The organism is Silvimonas iriomotensis, from assembly GCF_014645535.1.
In the GTDB taxonomy this organism is placed as follows: domain Bacteria; phylum Pseudomonadota; class Gammaproteobacteria; order Burkholderiales; family Chitinibacteraceae; genus Silvimonas; species Silvimonas iriomotensis.
Map to the genome: position 1 here is coordinate 264,817 of NZ_BMLX01000003.1, position 16,844 is coordinate 281,660.

A 16,844-nucleotide genomic window follows, 5' to 3' on the forward strand; every position below is an offset into this window, starting at 1 on the left:
GGGGCCGGCGTCATCAGGTTCGACACATAGCGTGACGTGTTTGAAACGTGTATGGGGCAAGCGGCGGGATGGCGACCGGGCGGATTGGGTGCACGGTGCTTTCTCTGGGGCCGCCGAGAGGTGGCCGCCCTCCCGGCGGGAGTCCGGCGCGTCGGTGCGCTGCCGGCGCAGGTGGAGCTGCTGCTTCAGCCGGTCGGCTGCTCAACGACCGTCAACGGTCTGATCTCATTCATCCGGGTGTAGTCCACGTGCATCTGGCCGTCTTCGTCTTTGTACAAGAGGTCGGCGTAGGCGTATTGCCAGCGGATCTGCTCATGGTTGTAGCTCTGGCGCGAGCGCATGGTCTGGGTGGTGGTTTCGTCGGTGCCATCCAGGCTCAGGACCAGCATGCTGTCAGTCCGCGCCAGGTCTGCCGCGGTCATGCCATAGAGCGGGCTGGATTCATCAATGACATGCATCAGTGTCCAGCTCAGCACAAACATGGGGTGCTGGTGGCGGACAAGGTGCAGATCATGAATGCGGCGGATCTGCAGCCCTTCGACCGCGCTTTCCTGGCGGATCAAGCGCAAGCGGGCAGAGGCGTCGACGATGACATTCTGGCGGGCATTGGCGGCGCGCATCATCAGCATCATCTGGCCGTCGATGGGGCGGATGACCGGGTTATGGGAAAACATGATGCGGGCATGTGGCCGGGAGAACCGGGCGAACATCACGCCGGTAATCAGGGCAATGCTCATCATGCCGGTAAAAATCTCTACTGTTGCAATGACATGACCATAAACCGACTGCGGATGCATGTCGCCATATCCGACAGTAGCGATGGTTTCGACACTAAAGAAAAATGCCCCCCAGAAACCGGCTGGATACTGGTTGGCGATGGGGTGCAGACCCATGCTGTAAAAGGTGGCAAAAACCAGGTTCAAAAGCAGGAATGCCAGGCCGACCAGTAGAAAGAAAACTGGCCACCGCACCATCATGCAGCGATGGTATAGATCACTCCAGAACTGGGTTTGCAAGCCATGTGTAATAATTTCCCGATCGCCCAGAAGCGCCACGTTGCTGCTTTTGGGTAAATGAAACTCAAACATGTTTGTATGCCTGACTGGTTGTTTTTCGGTGAAACACGGGGTGCTGCTTCAGGGTTTGTACAGCACACAAATTGCCATTTTTGGGAAGCGATTTACGTCACTTGTGCCGAAAATTGTCACCAAAAAATTAACTGAATTGAATTGAATTGGAAAGCTGCAAGTAATTTTTTAAGTAATTAGCATATGGTGCTTAACAGCGGCCCCAAGAATCGTATAACCTGCCGCTCAACCGGTTTTTTATGGGTGACGATTGGTACTTTTTTGAACCATCGCAACATGGAAATATCCGTAGTCTGTATGCAGGAGATAAAACTGGAAAGCCCGACAAGCCAGCCTGGCGCAGCCAATCATAATGACAACCTTCTGGAACGCAGCCGCCAGGCGGTATGGCATCCGTGTACCCAGATGAAGCGTCTGGAAACCTTCCCGCTGGTTCCGATCGAGCGCGGTGAGGGCGTCTGGCTGTACGACAGTAACGGCAAGCGTTATCTGGATAGCGTATCGAGCTGGTGGGTCAACCTGTTTGGTCACGGTGAGCCGCGGATCAAGGCGGCCATTACGCAACAGCTGGACCGGCTTGAGCATGTCATGCTCGCCGGTTTCACGCATCGGCCGGTGGTCGAGCTTTCTGAACGTCTGGGCGCCCTGACCGGGCTTGGCCACGCGTTTTATGGTTCTGATGGCGCTTCTGCCACCGAAATCGCGCTCAAGATGTCGGCGCACTATCACAAGAACAACGGCAAGCCGGGCAAGCACCGCTTTGTCTATCTGGCCGGCAGTTACCATGGCGAAACCGTCGGCGCCTTGTCGGTGACGGATGTGCCGGTGTTCCGCAGCGCGTATTCCAGCCTGGTGCGCGACAATTTCATTGCGCCCTCGCCCGATGCGCGCCTTGCCGGCGCCGGTGAAACCGCACGGGATGTCGCGGATGCTGCGGCCAACGGCCTGGCGGCGATCCTGGCGGCGCACCACGACGAGATTTCCGCCGTCATTCTGGAGCCGCTGGTGCAGGGCGCGGCCGGTATGGCCATGTATGACCCGCATTACCTGACCCGCGTGCGCGCACTGTGTGACCAATATCAGGTGCACCTCATTGCCGACGAGATTGCCGTCGGCTTTGGCCGCACCGGTACCTTGTTCGGTTGCGAGCAAGCGGCGATCAAGCCCGATTTCATTTGCGTATCCAAAGGCATTACCGGCGGTTTTCTGCCTTTGGCCGCCGTGCTGACGACCGACGACGTCTACCGGGCGTTCTACGACGAAGACGTCACCCGCGGTTTTCTGCATTCGCACTCCTATACCGGCAACCCGCTGGCCTGCGCGGCGGCGCTGGCGGTGCTCGATATCTTTGAAAAAGACGATGTGATCGCCACCAATCGCGAGCGCGCGGCCCGCTGGTCGAAGCGCTTTGCCGGTTTCGCCCGGCACGAGCGGGTAAGCCACTATCGTAATACGGGCATGATCTGGGCTTTTGATGTGGATGATCCACGCCCAGGCTTTGCCCAGCGCATGTACCGCGCCGCGCTCGAACACGGCTTGTTGCTGCGTCCGATCGGCAATACCGTTTATTTCATGCCCCCGTATGTCATGCAGGACGACGAAGCCGACTGGCTCGTAGAGGGCGCCACCCAGGCCTTGCAAGCCGCGCTGGGTGGGCAAGAGGAGCTGGACGATGCAGCTATCGCTTGATCTGCCGCAACCGGATGCCCGGTTGGCCGCCATCGTGGAGACTGATCCGCGTGCCTTGCGCATGTGGCTGATCGGCCTGCCCAGCGGCCACGTGCTTGAAACCGGCCGACAGATTTTCGATGCCCTTGCCTCGTGCAACCGCACGGTGCTGGATGCGGACGCCCGCATCAAACTGCTGGATGAATACCGTCGCGTACTGGATGTGATGTCGGGCGATTTTGCCGCACAGGCGGTATCGCAAGGCATGCCCATGCGGGATAAGCCGCGCCAGGCCATGTTGCTGATGCGCAATCTGTGGCTGGAGCTGGCGGGGGGTTACAAGATCGCCCTTGTGGAGCGCGTGGAAAAGCGTTCGTTCTTCAGTGGCAACAGCAAGCAGCAAGTGCCGCAACTGGTGCAACTGGTCATGCTGCTGTTTTACCGCGCCTACCAGCTTGATTGCCGCATGGCCATGCAGCCGTTCTCCGGCATGTGGCGTGAACTGCATCAGTTGTTCCAGCTGATGGCGCAAGCGCGCCAGCTGGACGAACCGCACCTGGAAGAAGTCGGTCCGCCGGTGGGCGTGCTGTACAAGCGGATTGTCTTGTTGTCGCTGGCAGACCCGTTGCGGTTCTCGACCATCGAGCTGGAAAAGGTCATCGAGATCATCGACAACTACGCTCCGGCCGCGCATTTCCAGCCGGTGGCGCAACATGCCGGCACCGGCGGGTTTTTCCTGGCGCGGCTGGATGCCGATGAGCCGCCGGCCTATTACGGCAACAACCTGCCGGGTGATTACACCGGCCCGGCCATGCTGATCGATACCATCGAGCTGGGCAAAAAACTGCACAAGATGCTGCAGGGGCTGGAAACCAAGGCGCCGGCGGTGCCGGACCGGGTGAAAATCCAGTTCTGGATGGACATCCTGCGCCGCCTGCTCAAGCAATGGAGCATCGCCCCGCGCCGCATGTTCCAGCGCATCCCCAAAGACGCCACCGTGGATTTGTGCGTGGGCTTCAAACATGTCGCGCCCTGCGCCATGGATGCCGACGTGCCGCTGCCGCCAGACCAGCTTGAACAGGCTGGCATTACCACTGACCTGCACATGCAGGACTGGGCGGTGGTGGACGAAAGCCCGGGTGGCTACGCACTGGCCAAACGGGAAGCCCCGCCAGAGCGCCTGCGCGTGGGCGAGCTGGTGTCTGTGCGCCCGCAAGAAGCCGGGGGCAACTGGATGTACGCCGCCGTGCGCTGGATTCAGCAAAGCGAAGAAGGCGCGCTGGAAATCGGCGTGCAGATTTTTGCGCCCAAAGCCGAGCTGGGCTTGCTGCGCCATATCGATGCGCAGTCTTCGGCCGCACCGACTCCGGTGCTGATGCTGCCCACGATGTCCATCCTGCGCCAGCCGGCCCGTGTGCTGGCGCCACGCGGTACTTTCGTCAAAGGCGGTCAGTTCCGCGTAGAGACCGGCAGCGACACCATCATGCTGACGGCGGTACGGCTGGTGGAACAGCAGGCCGGGTTTGACCTGTTTGAGTTTGATGTGCCGGTGGATGAGGCGGTCGAGTCTGGTCCGGCCAAAGACGCCCAGCCGGTACGCCAGCCCTATAGCGGGCGCTAGGTCCGGCCGCAGCGCCTGTCTGTTTCTTAGCCAGCAAACTCGGGCTCGACCAGTCGCGCCAGATGCAGGAGTGATTCCTGCCAGCCCAGGTAACACGCCTCTGTCGGGATGGCATCCGGGATACCGGCCTGCGTGACGCGCATGTCGGTTCCGCAACTCACCTGTTGCAATTCGATGGTCGTTTGCATCTCACCCGCCAGGTTCGGGTCGTCAAACCGGGTGGTGTAGCGGATGTATTCATTCGGCCGCAGTTCAACGTAAGTGCCGCCAAATGAGTGGCTATTGCCGCTGGCGAAATGGGTGAAGGACATCTTGAACTGCCCGCCAGTGCTGGCTTCCATCTGGTGTACCTTGCCGGTGAAACCGTTGGGCGGCAGCCAGCGCGCCAGCGCGTCCATATCCAGAAATGCGCGGTAGATGTTTGCGGGGCTGGTCCGCAGTACGCGATGAAGCGTGATGGTCGAGGGCACGGGCGTTCTCCTGTTCAGGTCAGGCGCGGCCAGATCAGCCGGGCTTGCCCGATTATAGTGAACACCTTGCCAGCGCTTTGGCGCCTGCCGCGTCAATCTTCGGTTTTGTCGTCTTTGCGGCGCGCGCGCGGGTGATGGGCGTCGTAGCTTTTGGCCAGCACTTTCCAGTCCAGGTGCGTGTACACCTGTGTGGTCGAAAGATTGGCGTGTCCCAGCAATTCTTGTACTGCCCGCAAGTCGCCCGAGTTCTGCAACAGATGCGTGGCGCAGCTATGCCGCAGCTTGTGCGGGTGCAGGGGTTCGGTAATGCCCAGACGGGCTTCCCAGGTTTTGAAACGGGCCTGAACCGCGCGGGTGGTCAGCGGTTTGCCATGCTGGCCGACAAAAACGTGCGTGCAGTCGGGCAGGGCGATGAGGGCGCGTTCGTGCATCCATTCATTCAGCGCGGCGATGGCTTTGTGGCCAATCGGCACCATGCGCGTCTTGTTGCCCTTGCCGGTAATGCGCGCCAGCGCGCCGCCAAGATCAAGATCGGCCAGTTGCACGCTCACCAGTTCAGAAACCCGCAGGCCGGATGAATAAGCCAGTTCGAACATGGCTTTGTCACGCGCGCTCAGCGTGTCGTCATCGGGCATATTGTCCAGCAGGCCCACGGCGGCGTCTTCAGACATGGCCTTGGGCAGGCGCTGGCGTTTGCGCGGGGGTTTGACGCTGGCGGCCGGGTCCAGCGGCCAGCCCAGATCGCGCGCCATCAGCTTGTAGAAGGTGCGCCAGGCCGACAGCATGCGGGCAATGGAATACGCAGACAGCCCGCGCGCAGCCAGTTGCCGGACAAAGCCGCGCACATCCAGCGCGGTCAGTTCATTGAGCGGTTTGTTGCCGGCCAGTGTGACCAGGTCTTGCAGATCACGCAGATACGCTTTGCGGGTTTCCGGGCTGGCGTGTTTCTCGCCTTCAAGAAACCGGGCAAAGCGCGCCTGCAAGTCTTCGGTCATGACGGTTTATTGCTCGTCCGTCACCGGCAGGTCAGCGTCCGTGACCTCGGCCGACAAGACCGGCGGGCCGGACGGCACGACACGGCGGATCGCCGCGGCCAGCAGTTCAGACAGGCGCTGCAGATACAGCGTGCCCATGTCCGGGAAGAAGCGTTCCGGATCATCGCTGGCCAGGACCATGATGCCAAACGGCTGATCGCTGGTTCTGAGGGCAAACAGCGCAAACGACTTCAGGCTGGCGCCGGTGCCTTCAAACCACTCGATCACTTCATCGGTCACATACGGGCCGCAATACGGCGAGACCAGGTTGTTGGCCAGCTTGTGCACGGCTTCGCCCACCGGCGTGAATTCACGCAGCTGGGCGTCGGCCGGCAGCCACAGGCGCAGGGCCACATGTGGAACCAGGAAACGCTCTTTGAGGTGATATTCCAGCGTGCCGACAATGCCTGGCAGGTCGTTGGCCTGCATCAGGCCGACCGCCAGCTTTTGCACCAGATCGGAGATCACGTCGTTTTCTTCGCCAAACTGCAGCAGTTCGCCAAGACGCGTTTCCATGGCGCGGTTTTTCTCGCGCAGCGTCAGCAACTGGCGCTCCGCCAGCGATACGGCCTGGCCGTTGTGACTGTGCGGCACGAAAATATCCGCGATCTCGTCGGCATAGTCTTCAAAAAAACCGGGGTTTTCCTGCAACCATTGCATGACTTCCTGGGCTTGCATCGTCAACTCTCTTCCTGGCTATATGTTGGATCTGTTGTTGTGACGGGCCGGATCAGATCTGGACCTGGCCGGTAAATACGCTGACTGCCGGGCCGGTCATCATCACCGGCGTGCCCGGGCCGTGCCAGCTGATGGTCAGATCGCCGCCATGCGTGGTCACGCGCACGGTCGGGTCCAGCAAGCCGCGACGGATGCCAGCGACGACTGCCGCGCAGGCGCCCGTGCCGCAAGCCAGCGTTTCGCCAGCGCCGCGCTCATACACGCGCAGTTTGACGGCGCCGCGGTTGATGATCTGCATAAAGCCGGCGTTCACGCGTTGCACAAAGCGCGGGTGCGATTCAATCACCGGGCCCTGGCGTTCCACAATGCCGCTGTCGACGTCATCGACCACCTGTACAGCGTGCGGGTTGCCCATGGACACCACGGTGATGTCGGCGTGCTCGCCGTTGACATCCAGCGCATGGATCACCTGATCGGCATCGGCCACGAACGGGATCTCGGCGGGCAAAAAGCGCGGCTCGCCCATATCGACGGTCACAAGGCCGTTGGCTTCCAGCCGGGGCTTGATCACGCCTTTGGCGGTATCGACCACAATCTCGGTTTTCTCGGTCAGGCCCTGGTCGAGCACAAAGCGCACAAAGCAGCGCGCGCCGTTGCCGCAATGCTCTACTTCGCCACCGTCAGAGTTGAAAATCCGGTAGCGAAAATCCACACCTTCACGCTCAGCGGGTTCGACCAGCAACAGCTGGTCAAAGCCGATGCCAAAATGGCGATCGCCCAGTTTGCGGATGGTTTCGGCAGACAGTTGCACGGGCTGGCGCACGCCATCGAGCACGATGAAATCGTTGCCCAGGCCCTGCATCTTGGTAAAAGTCAGATTCATAACAAGTCTTTGCTGGTCGTTGTGCTCAGGCTAAACGGCTGCGCGCTGCCTGGCAAGATAACTCGGGCGTGCCGTGCCCATTACGGACAGAGGCGCATGTATTCAATCTTGATGCATTTATCCATCACCACCATCAGACCGGCCGCACGGGCGCGGGCGGCGGCGGCTTCATTGACGATGCCCAGCTGAATCCAGATGGCTGGCGCGCCAATGGCAATGGCGTCGTCGACGACGGCATCGATCTCTTCGGCGCGGCGGAACACATTCACCAGATCGACCTTGCCCGGCACGTCTTTGAGCGTGGCCCAGGCTTTCTCGCCCAGCACCTCTGACACCATGGGCCGCACCGGCACAATCTGGTAGCCCGCGCGCTGCATGACTTGCGAGACGCCAAAGCTGGGGCGATCGGGCTTGGGAGACAACCCCACCACCGCGATGCGTTTGACGCGCTCCAGCAGGCTGCGGATTTCATCATCAGACGGGTTCTGGAACATGGGCGACTCCGGCGGGCTCGATGCAAAGTAGATCAGGGCAGGCCTGACAAAAACCAGCCCGGCGCACAAGGCTGCCGGGCTGTCTGGGGCGATCGGCGGCGGTGGTGGTTACTTCGACAGCACCAGCACGGCGTCAGCCTCGACGATGGCGCCCTTGGGCAGCGCGGCGGCCTGGATGGCAGCACGGGCCGGGTAGGGCTCGACAAAGTATTCGGTCATGATTTCGTTCAGACGCGCAAAGTTGGCCAGATCCGTCACGAACACGCCCAGTTTGACGATGTCGGACAGATCACCGCCGGCGGCTTGTGCCACGGCGCGCAGATTGGTGAAAACCTGATGCGCCTGGGCATCAAAGCCGTCTACCAGGTTGCCCGAAACCGGGTCCAGACCAATCTGGCCGGACAGATACACAGTGTCGCCCACCTTCACGGCCTGCGAATACGGGCCAACGGCTTTCGGGGCTTTGTCGCTATGGATAATGGACTTGCTCATGCTGTAACTCCGGCAAATTGGCAGTGGAAAAGGAAGTGGCCCAGTGTACCGTACCTGTTCAGTCCTCGGGCAGGAACCGCTCCAGCAGTGTATTGAGGAAGCGCCGGCCGCGTTCGGTGGGCTGCACGTGATGCAGATCGCGGCTGATCAGGCCATCGGCCACGGCGCGTTCGATCTCGTGGACCACTTTGGTGATCGGCAGGCCGGTGCGGTGGTTGAAGAGGTCGATATCAAACCCGTCGATCAGTCGCAGCGCGTTGAGCATGAATTCAAACGGCAGTTGTTCCAGCGTGACACGTTCTTCCGTCTGTACCGCGTTGCCCTGCGCCATCTGGTTCAGGTACTCGGTCGGCTGCTTGTAGCGCATTTGCCGGATGATCTTGTCCGGAAAACTGATCTTGGCGTGCGCGCCGGCGCCAATGCCCAGATAGTCGCCAAACGTCCAGTAATTGAGATTGTGCCTGGCGCGCCGGCCCGGGCGGGCGAAGGCGCTGGTCTCATAGTGCTCGAAACCGGCTGCCGCCAGATGGGTTTCGATGGCGTCCTGCATGTCGGCCGCAGTGTCGTCATCCGGCAGTGCAGGCGGGTAGCGGTGGAACAGCGTGTTGGGTTCCAGCGTCAGGTGATAGGCCGACAGATGCGTCGAGCCCGCGGCAATGGCGGTGTCGATATCGCTGATCGCCTGGGCCAGTGTCTGGCTGGGCAGGGCGTACATGATGTCGAGGTTGAAGTTGTCGAAATGCCGCTTGGCGATTTCGATGGCTTTGTGTGCCTCTTCATCATTGTGAATCCGGCCCAGCGCCTTGAGGTGATCGCCGTTGAAACTCTGGATGCCGATCGAGAGCCGGTTGATACCTGCTGCACGATAACCGGCAAATTTCTCGGCCTCAAACGTGCCCGGATTGGCTTCCAGGGTGATTTCTGCATCGGGCAACAACCGCACGCGGGCGCGGATGCCGGCCAGCAGTTCATCCATGGCGGCGGCAGAGAACAGACTGGGCGTGCCGCCACCCATGAAAATGGTGGTGACCGGGCGGCCCCATACCAGCGGCAGACAGGATTCCAGATCACGCAGCAGGGCGTCGATGTACTCGCGCTCCGGCACGCCATCGCGCAGGGCGTGGCTGTTGAAGTCGCAATACGGACACTTCTTCACGCACCAGGGGAAGTGAATGTAAAGCGAGAGCGGCGGCAGGGCCGTCAGGCCCCAGTTGGCGCTGGAAGTGGGCTGCAAAATGGCGGGCATCAAGAACTCGGCGTACGGCCAGATCAAATGATCGGGCGGTGAAAATCGTTATTCGGCGGCAGGGGTGTCTGCTTTGGCCAGCAGGAAACTGCCGTCGTACAGTGCCAGACGGCGGCGCACGCGGTTGCGGCGATCCAGCTCATACAGAATCTGGTAGCCGTCGGCTTCACGGTCGGCCAGTTTGCGCTGGGTGGTCCAGTGCAGTTTCAGTTGGGCCACCTGCAATTGCGCGGCAAACTCTGGCCGCGCCAGCGCATGGTTGGCGACGGTTCTGGGCGGCGTTTCTTTCCAGCGCATCCAGTCAGCATCGGCTTTGGGGCGCGAATAAAACACGCCGTCCACTTCAAAATCAAACACAAATTCCTGCATGTACTGCGGGTTCCTTCACTCTTTTGTGGCCTGGCGCCGCGTTAGCGTGCATAGCCGGTGGCCAGCGCGTGGGCCCAGTCGGGTCGGCCATTGGCCTGCGCTTGTGCCACGGCGCGCTGGTAGTCATAAGGGACGGCCAGCAGTTCTGCAAACCACTGGCCCTCGCATTGTTCGCAAATGGCATAGCGCGCAAACGGCGCGCCGGTTTCGATCACGTGCGGGTAGGGGTGATCATCATCGTATGCCGGTAAACCCACGCTGCCGGGGTTCACGATCAGCTTGCCATCCGCAGTGCAGACAATCCGCGGGTGGTGCGTGTGGCCACAGGCGATCACCTGGGCATCCATGCCGCCAAGCCGCTCGCTGATTTCATCAGCATGCGCCAGCCGCACGCCGCCAGGTTCGACGGTCTCCAGAAAGTACGTCAGATCGCTGGTTGGCGTGCCGTGGCACAGAAATACGGCCGGCCCCAGCCAGGCCACGCCCGGCAGCTTTGCCAGCCAGGCCAGTACGTCGTCACTGACCTTGCTGCGGGCATAGCTGTCAGACGGGCTGCTGCGCTCGGGGTTGGCCGGATCAACCGCCAGTAACTGGCGTTCATGATTACCGGCCAGTTGTACCCAGCGCTGGCGCATCAGGAATTCAGCGGTTTCTTGCGGCCACAACGGGCCGGACAAACTGTCGCCCAGGTTCACAATGGTGCTGATGCCACGGCTGTGTGCATCGACCAGCACGGCGTCCAGCGCCGGCAGGTTGCCGTGGATATCAGAGACCAGTGCAAAGCGCATGGCGGCGTGCCTGTTCAGTCTTTGTTGGCCCACGGGTTATCGAGGGCATCGACCATCCGGTGCAGGACCTCACGCATTTGCGCCGGGGCCACTTCCATCAACAGGCCGTCTTCAAAGGCGTCCTGCATCAGCTGGACGATCTCGTCCAGGTTCTCGTTCATGACTTTCACTTTTTCCGTGCACGACACCACACTGCCATCGTCGCGCAGAAACACAGCCCAGCGCTTTTCATCCGCCATTAAATGCCTTCCTCCCGCAATTTGGCGACCAGTGCCGCCAAAGCTTTGCCTCTATGGGAGATGAGGCCTTTCTCTTCTGGCGTCAACTGGGCGACGGTGCGATTGTATTGCGGGATCAAAAACAGCGGATCGTAGCCAAAGCCGCCATCGCCCTGGGCAGCCTGCAAGACATAGCCATGGCAGGTGCCGTCGGCGATCAGCGGTTGCGGATCATCGGCATGGCGCACCAGCACCAGTGCGGCGTAATACCAGGCGCGGCGGTCTTCATTGCCGTGCAGCACCTGCAGCAGTTTTTCGTTGTTGCGGGCGTCAGATTTGGGTTCGCCCGCGTAACGGGCAGAGAACACACCGGGCGCGCCGCCCAGCGTGGCCACGCAAATGCCGGAGTCATCGGCCAGCGCCGGCAACCCGGTAATGCGAGAGGCATGGCGCGCCTTGGTCAGCGCGTTCTCGATAAACGTGTGAAACGGTTCTTCAGCCTCCGGCACACCCAGCTCGCCCTGGGGGACGATTTCCAGATCAAGTTGTGCAAACAGGTGGCGGAACTCGCGCACCTTGCCGGTGTTGTTGCTGGCCAGAACAATACGTTTCATCAATGGTTTTCCGGGTTGAGCGTGGCGATCAGGCTTCAGTGGGCTGGCGCTGCGTTTGCGCCATGGCCGCTTCGATCAGCGAATAGTCTGCATCCTTGAGCAGTTTGGCATCGGACAACATGCGGCGCCACTGACGCGCGCCGAACTGGCCCTGATACAAGCCCAGGATATGCCGGGCGATAAAGCGCAGCGGCGTACCGGATTTGAGTTCGGCCTCGATAAACGGTCGCAGTGCTGCCATCACGTCTTCCCGCGATCGCTCTACCGGCGCGGCGCCGTAAAACAGCGTATCAACCTCGGCCAGCGTGAAGGGGTTTTGATAAGCCTCACGCCCGATCATCACGCCATCCACATGCTTAAGGTGTTCAGCCGTTTCAGCGTGGTCGGTAATGCCGCCGTTGATGATGATTTCCAGATTGGGGAAATCACGCTTCAACTGATACACATAGTCGTACTTCAGCGGCGGAATCTCGCGGTTTTCCTTGGGCGACAGACCCTTGAGGATGGCATTGCGCGCATGCACGATGAACGTCTGGCAACCGGCTTCAGACACGTGCCCGACAAAATCGCGCACATAGTCATAGTGCTCGACATCATCAATGCCGATGCGGTGTTTGACGGTAATGTCGATGTCCTTGACCGCATCGCGCATGCCTTTGACGCATTCGGCCACCAGTTGCGGCTCTGCCATCAGGCACGCGCCAAAACTGCCCGACTGCACGCGTTCAGACGGGCAACCCACATTCAGATTAACCTCGTCATAACCCCAGTCTTCCGCAATCTTCGCGCAGCGCGCCAGATCGGCCGGATCAGACCCGCCCAGTTGCAAGGCCAGCGGGTTCTCTACCCCGTCAAACCGCAGATGACGCATCTTGTCGCCATGCAAGATGGCGCCCGTGTTGATCATCTCGGTATACAGCCAGGCATGCGTGGACAGCATGCGGGCGAAGTGACGGTAGTAGCGGTCAGTCCAGTCCAGCATTGGCGCAATGCTGTAACGGCGGGAAGGTGCGATGGCGTTCAAGGCGTTGTTTTCTACGGACATATCGTGGTTCTGGATCGGTTCAGGATCAACCGGGCGCGGCGTGAAGCGATCCGGAATCATCAACAAAAACAAACCATTATCCGGGGTTGGGCGGGGTGGGTCAAACCGGGTGGAGAGAAGGTGCCAAGAGGGGTCGATACCTCATGAAACTTATCCAGCGGCGCTATTACGCTCATACCGCAGCAAACCTTTACTGTCCGGAATGCGTGACAACCCGGCTCGCTGGGCGATTTTGTCCAGAATGAGGCTATGGGGGTGCGGAAGATCAAGAAGGATTAACCGAACCGCTTTGCCTGTGTATGGCTCCAGCCAAAGCACACGCCATGCGCCGTTGCCACCATTGTTTTCAATTCTTTCGAAGATGCGCGCAATGTCGCTGTATTTGAAATACCTGGGCACCCGTCCCGCCAGGACGTCCTCATCCGGAAGGTAAACGAGGCATTGCATCCCCTCATCGTCAAGACGCAGCAAAATGCGTTTCTCTTCAGGGTAGGGGCGTAAAACGCGCCACACCCCCCAGCCAAGAACGAGGGTGACAAAACCAATAACGATCAGTAGAGGGATTACCAATACTAACGGCGCATAGTCCCGATTCTGGAAGATATGCCACACCATATAAAGATCAAACAGACAGAAGACTGGCGTGCCAAATAGGACCAGGCGAATAATCTGGCCCCGTTTCTTCTGTTTGATCGCATCTGCGCTCAATACATACAACTCGGAGGCTGCTGTTTCGGTCGGTTGATTCATTTTTCACGGATTGGAAGCGTATTTGAACCGGTAAACAACGGTGGCCAGGAATGATACGCCGTGCCGCCAAGGGCTCATGCGTTTGCACGTTGATCAACAGCGAGAAAGAAACACTTCTCCGTGTTCAAGTCGTGGGTGCAGATTTCAACCAGCAAGCGCCTGCGACAAAGATCAACGACGCAAGAATCGGGCTGTATAGCGGAAGGAAGACAGGGAGACTGGCTATCGCCAGAGGCCAGTACAGGTAGCGCCGCCATCCAGGGGCCGGTTGGTTGCCCGATAAGTGATGAAAGCCAGTTTCAAACTTGTCCAGATTCGAATCACTGGTTTGACCCGAGAAAAACAGCATCACCAAAAGCAACGCGCGTAATGGCCTGAAAACAAAGACGAGCTGGAAGCCATAAACCACGCAAAGCAGGACGATATAGAGATGTACAGGATCAGGTTGCATCAAATATCTGCCGAGAATTGGGGGCTGCTCATGAGATGGTGCCTGGCGTAGCTAGAAGCAATCGTGCGAGGGAGGGGCCAAGTTCGTGAGCGTGAATTTGCGCAGACTGGCCCCTTACCCGTTATTACAATGCCAAAGCGGCCTTCTGCAACACGATCAACTCCTTGATCCCTTTCTCCGCCAGGTCCAGTAGCTGGTTCATCTCTGCCCGGCTGAACGGTACGCCTTCTGCGGTGCCCTGGATTTCCACAAACTCGCCGCTGCCGGTCATGACGACGTTCATGTCGGTTTCGCAGGCGGAGTCTTCCGGGTAATCCAGATCCAGCACCGGGCTGTTTTCAAAGATGCCGACAGAGATGGCGGCGACGTGGTCTTTGAGGGGGCTGGTGGTCAGTTTGCCGGCGGCGATCAGGCCGTTGATGGCGTCGCTGACGGCGACAAAGGCGCCGGTGATGCTGGCGGTGCGGGTGCCGCCATCGGCCTGGATGACGTCGCAATCCACCAGAATCTGGCGCTCGCCCAGTTTTTCCAGATCCACCACGGCGCGCAGGCTGCGGCCAATCAGTCGCTGGATTTCCTGGGTGCGGCCAGATTGTTTGCCCTGGGCGGCTTCGCGGCGCATGCGGCTGTTGGTGGAGCGCGGCAGCATGCCGTATTCGGCGGTCACCCAGCCCTGGCCTTTGCCTTTCAGAAAGGGCGGGACGCTTTCTTCCACGGTGGCGGTGCAGATGACTTTGGTGTCGCCGAACTCCACCAGCACGCTGCCTTCCGCGTGGCGGGTGTAGTTACGGGTCAGGCGCACCTGGCGTAGTTCGTCGGCTTGGCGGTTGGAGGGGCGCATGCGGTTGTCCTTGGGTTTTTGGAGGTTGGACGAAGTATAACCGCTGCTTGCCGTGGAAAGCTCAACCAGGGCCGGTCAGGCCAGGACCGGCGTGATGATGCGACGGTGTCCGGGGCGAATGCAGCGGCCACACACCCCGGCACACCTCACACCTCACACCTCACACCTCACACCTCACTCACTTCGAGTATCGGGCAATCGCGCTCTGGATTTCAGAGATCGCTTTCTCGATATCGTCTTCGGTGATTTCGCCGGTTTTCTTGATGTCGATGGGATCAACGTGGGTGGCAATGGTCACCTGGTCGAGCTTTTGCGTCGAGACAAACGCACTGGAAGAGACGTTGTCGTCTTCTTCTTCGTGCCAGTTGATGCCCAGCGCGGTGAGGTTGTCGCCAAACTTGCCGCCACGCAGGTCAGCGCGATCCATCAATTGCGGGATGGAGAACAGCACCGGGAAGGCCGACAGGAACTGGGTCAGTTCGTCTTGCTCCACTGAGGCCCAGAAGCCGTCGGTGCACAGCAAAATGCTGTCGCCATCAGACAGGGCGATCTTGCCGCCGACTTCGATCTCGGGCGGATAAGAGCCGCCAAGGCAGCTGTAAATCTTGTTTTTCTCAGGGTGGACCAGCGCCTCTTCGGCACTGATCTTGCCGTCATCAACCATTCGCTGCACTTTGGAGTGATCGCGCGTGCGCGCCACAATGCGGCTCTTGCGCACCAGATACAGACGCGAATCACCCACGTGCGCCCAGTAGGCAATGCCATCCTGAATCACACAAGCCACACAGGTGGTGCGCGGCACTTCGACCAGCTGATGGTTGGCGGCGTAGTGAAAGATGGCTTCATGCGCGCGCTGAAAGGCTTCGGCCAGAAACTGGCTGGGGTTGTCCAGCGAGGGCTGCGCTTTTTTCTGGAACTGGTCAGTCAACAGTTGCACCGCAATCTGCGCTGCAACTTCGCCGTGCAAGTGGCCGCCCATGCCGTCAGCCACTACCAGCAACAAGGCATCACGGCTATACGAGTAGCCCACGCGATCCTGGTTGTATTTGCGACCGCCAGTCCGGCTGTCCTGGTAAATGGAGAACTTCATTCAGTCACTCGTGCAGGTTTGGTGGTCAGGGTCTGCCAGGTGCGGCGCAGTTGATGAAAAATGCTGCGGCGCCGTGCGGGGCGAGAGCCGGCTTCGGCCAGTTGCTTTTGCAGGCCGGGCACGCTTTGCGGGCGCTCGTCGGCATTCAGGCGCAGGCAGCGGTCAATCATGGTCAGCAATTCGGGCGAATACCGGTCGCCATAACGGGCGGCCAGATCCGGCAGCTTGTCTTCTTTCAGCCGGGCGTCGGCCGGGGGCGGCGCGGTGCCGGCAATGCAGGCATACATGGTAGCGCCCACACCGTAGATGTCGGTCCAGGGGCCCAGCGAATCTTTCTTGCCGTATTGCTCCGGCGCGGCAAAGCCGGGCGTGTACATGGGCGTGAGCCGGTTGTGTTCGCTGGTCAGCGTCTGGCGGGCAGAGCCGAAATCAAGCAAGACGGGCGAGCCATCTTTGCGGATATAGATATTGGCGGGCTTGATATCCAGGTGCAGCAGCTTGTTCAGGTGCACCTCACGCAGGCCGTGGAGCAGCGTGTAGAACACGTGGCGGATGAGCTTTTCATCAACGCCTTCGCGGTCATGCTTGAGCTGGATTTCTTTTTGCAGCGTGCGGCCACGTTCGTATTCCATGACCATATAGACGGTGTCATTGGCCCGGAAGAAATTGAGCACGCGCACAATGTTCGGGTGCGAGATATGCGCCAGCGTCTTGCCTTCTTCAAAGAAGCACTTCAGACCATGGCGGAACAGCGCCAGATTTTCGTCGCTGGTCGCTTGTACGGCATCCCCCTCGCGGCGCAGCACCAGCGAGTTGGGCAGATACTCTTTGATCGCCACCGGATAGTCGTTCTCGTCATGCGCGAGATAGACAATACTGAAGCCACCAGCCGACAACAGCTTGGCAATCGTATAGTTCTGCAGTTGATAGCCGCGAGCCAGCGGTTGATTACTCGGCGTCGTCATTATGGGGATTGGTATACTCACTCACTTCGGCGCATTGTG

The 16,844-nt window shown here is 59.9% G+C and carries 20 protein-coding genes; 2 read left to right on the forward strand and 18 right to left on the reverse strand.

The window, feature by feature from the left end; genetic code table 11:
• Positions 1 to 185: 185 nt before the first annotated feature.
• Positions 186 to 923 carry an ion channel gene (locus IEX57_RS12715; protein WP_229709009.1) on the reverse strand — a complete coding sequence of 246 codons (738 nt, stop codon included), beginning with the start codon at positions 921 to 923 and terminating at the stop codon, positions 186 to 188.
• Between the two features lie 462 nt (positions 924 to 1,385).
• Here IEX57_RS12715 and bioA point away from each other — a divergent pair, with 462 nt between their 5' ends.
• Entirely contained in the window at positions 1,386 to 2,777 is a 1,392-nt protein-coding gene (gene bioA / locus IEX57_RS12720) for an adenosylmethionine--8-amino-7-oxononanoate transaminase (RefSeq protein ID WP_188704730.1), read from the forward strand.
• The gene (locus IEX57_RS12725; protein WP_188704731.1) at positions 2,761 to 4,377 is read left to right on the forward strand and encodes a cyclic-di-GMP receptor FimW-related protein; all 1,617 of its coding nucleotides are present in this window, start codon (positions 2,761 to 2,763) and stop codon (positions 4,375 to 4,377) included. Before bioA ends, IEX57_RS12725 begins: the two co-directional genes overlap by 17 nt.
• Before the next feature lie 26 nt (positions 4,378 to 4,403).
• On the opposite strand, the gene IEX57_RS12730 is transcribed toward IEX57_RS12725, so the two are convergent.
• The 17 genes from IEX57_RS12730 to IEX57_RS12810 all read right to left on the reverse strand — a co-directional run bounded on the left by IEX57_RS12730 (position 4,404) and on the right by IEX57_RS12810 (position 16,805).
• On the reverse strand, positions 4,404 to 4,847 hold the full coding sequence (locus IEX57_RS12730) for an SRPBCC family protein (RefSeq protein WP_188704732.1): 444 nt from the start codon (positions 4,845 to 4,847) through the stop codon (positions 4,404 to 4,406).
• Positions 4,848 to 4,939: 92 nt separating this feature from the next.
• Positions 4,940 to 5,842, reverse strand: coding sequence for a tyrosine recombinase XerC (locus IEX57_RS12735; RefSeq protein ID WP_188704733.1), 903 nt, complete (start codon positions 5,840 to 5,842; stop codon positions 4,940 to 4,942).
• A gap of 6 nt (positions 5,843 to 5,848) precedes the next feature.
• On the reverse strand, positions 5,849 to 6,559 hold the full coding sequence (locus tag IEX57_RS12740) for a DUF484 family protein (RefSeq protein ID WP_188705060.1): 711 nt from the start codon (positions 6,557 to 6,559) through the stop codon (positions 5,849 to 5,851).
• A gap of 52 nt (positions 6,560 to 6,611) precedes the next feature.
• Positions 6,612 to 7,442 (reverse strand): diaminopimelate epimerase, encoded by an 831-nt coding sequence (gene dapF / locus IEX57_RS12745; protein WP_188704734.1) that lies wholly within the window; start codon positions 7,440 to 7,442, stop codon positions 6,612 to 6,614.
• A gap of 80 nt (positions 7,443 to 7,522) precedes the next feature.
• On the reverse strand, positions 7,523 to 7,936 hold the full coding sequence (locus tag IEX57_RS12750; RefSeq protein ID WP_188704735.1) for a CoA-binding protein: 414 nt from the start codon (positions 7,934 to 7,936) through the stop codon (positions 7,523 to 7,525).
• 108 nt (positions 7,937 to 8,044) lie between these two features.
• Complete coding sequence (locus IEX57_RS12755) at positions 8,045 to 8,428, reverse strand: Rid family detoxifying hydrolase (protein WP_188704736.1); 384 nt, start codon at positions 8,426 to 8,428, stop codon at positions 8,045 to 8,047.
• A gap of 58 nt (positions 8,429 to 8,486) precedes the next feature.
• Positions 8,487 to 9,674, reverse strand: a complete 1,188-nt coding sequence (hemW, locus tag IEX57_RS12760; protein WP_188704737.1) for a radical SAM family heme chaperone HemW — start codon at positions 9,672 to 9,674, stop codon at positions 8,487 to 8,489.
• Positions 9,675 to 9,722: 48 nt separating this feature from the next.
• Positions 9,723 to 10,043: a hypothetical protein gene (locus tag IEX57_RS12765; RefSeq protein WP_188704738.1), complete on the reverse strand. Its 321-nt coding sequence runs from the start codon at positions 10,041 to 10,043 to the stop codon at positions 9,723 to 9,725.
• A gap of 41 nt (positions 10,044 to 10,084) precedes the next feature.
• Entirely contained in the window at positions 10,085 to 10,831 is a 747-nt protein-coding gene (locus IEX57_RS12770; protein ID WP_188704739.1) for a metallophosphoesterase family protein, read from the reverse strand.
• A 14-nt stretch (positions 10,832 to 10,845) separates the two neighbouring features.
• Entirely contained in the window at positions 10,846 to 11,070 is a 225-nt protein-coding gene (locus IEX57_RS12775) for a hypothetical protein (RefSeq protein WP_188704740.1), read from the reverse strand.
• On the reverse strand, positions 11,070 to 11,666 hold the full coding sequence (gene rdgB / locus IEX57_RS12780; RefSeq protein ID WP_188704741.1) for an RdgB/HAM1 family non-canonical purine NTP pyrophosphatase: 597 nt from the start codon (positions 11,664 to 11,666) through the stop codon (positions 11,070 to 11,072). The genes IEX57_RS12775 and rdgB overlap by 1 nt, the downstream gene beginning before the upstream one ends.
• Before the next feature lie 25 nt (positions 11,667 to 11,691).
• Positions 11,692 to 12,645 (reverse strand): tRNA dihydrouridine(20/20a) synthase DusA, encoded by a 954-nt coding sequence (gene dusA, locus IEX57_RS12785; protein WP_229709031.1) that lies wholly within the window; start codon positions 12,643 to 12,645, stop codon positions 11,692 to 11,694.
• Positions 12,646 to 12,858: 213 nt separating this feature from the next.
• Positions 12,859 to 13,458, reverse strand: coding sequence for a hypothetical protein (locus IEX57_RS12790; RefSeq protein WP_188704742.1), 600 nt, complete (start codon positions 13,456 to 13,458; stop codon positions 12,859 to 12,861).
• Positions 13,459 to 13,582: 124 nt separating this feature from the next.
• Positions 13,583 to 13,909, reverse strand: a complete 327-nt coding sequence (locus tag IEX57_RS12795) for a hypothetical protein (RefSeq protein WP_188704743.1) — start codon at positions 13,907 to 13,909, stop codon at positions 13,583 to 13,585.
• 124 nt (positions 13,910 to 14,033) lie between these two features.
• Complete coding sequence (gene rph, locus IEX57_RS12800) at positions 14,034 to 14,750, reverse strand: ribonuclease PH (RefSeq protein ID WP_188704744.1); 717 nt, start codon at positions 14,748 to 14,750, stop codon at positions 14,034 to 14,036.
• A 178-nt stretch (positions 14,751 to 14,928) separates the two neighbouring features.
• A complete protein-coding gene (locus IEX57_RS12805) occupies positions 14,929 to 15,840 on the reverse strand; it encodes a PP2C family protein-serine/threonine phosphatase (RefSeq protein ID WP_188704745.1) in 912 nt (303 codons plus the stop codon).
• Positions 15,837 to 16,805 (reverse strand): serine/threonine protein kinase, encoded by a 969-nt coding sequence (locus IEX57_RS12810; RefSeq protein WP_188704746.1) that lies wholly within the window; start codon positions 16,803 to 16,805, stop codon positions 15,837 to 15,839. The genes IEX57_RS12805 and IEX57_RS12810 overlap by 4 nt, the downstream gene beginning before the upstream one ends.
• Positions 16,806 to 16,844 lie beyond the last annotated feature (39 nt).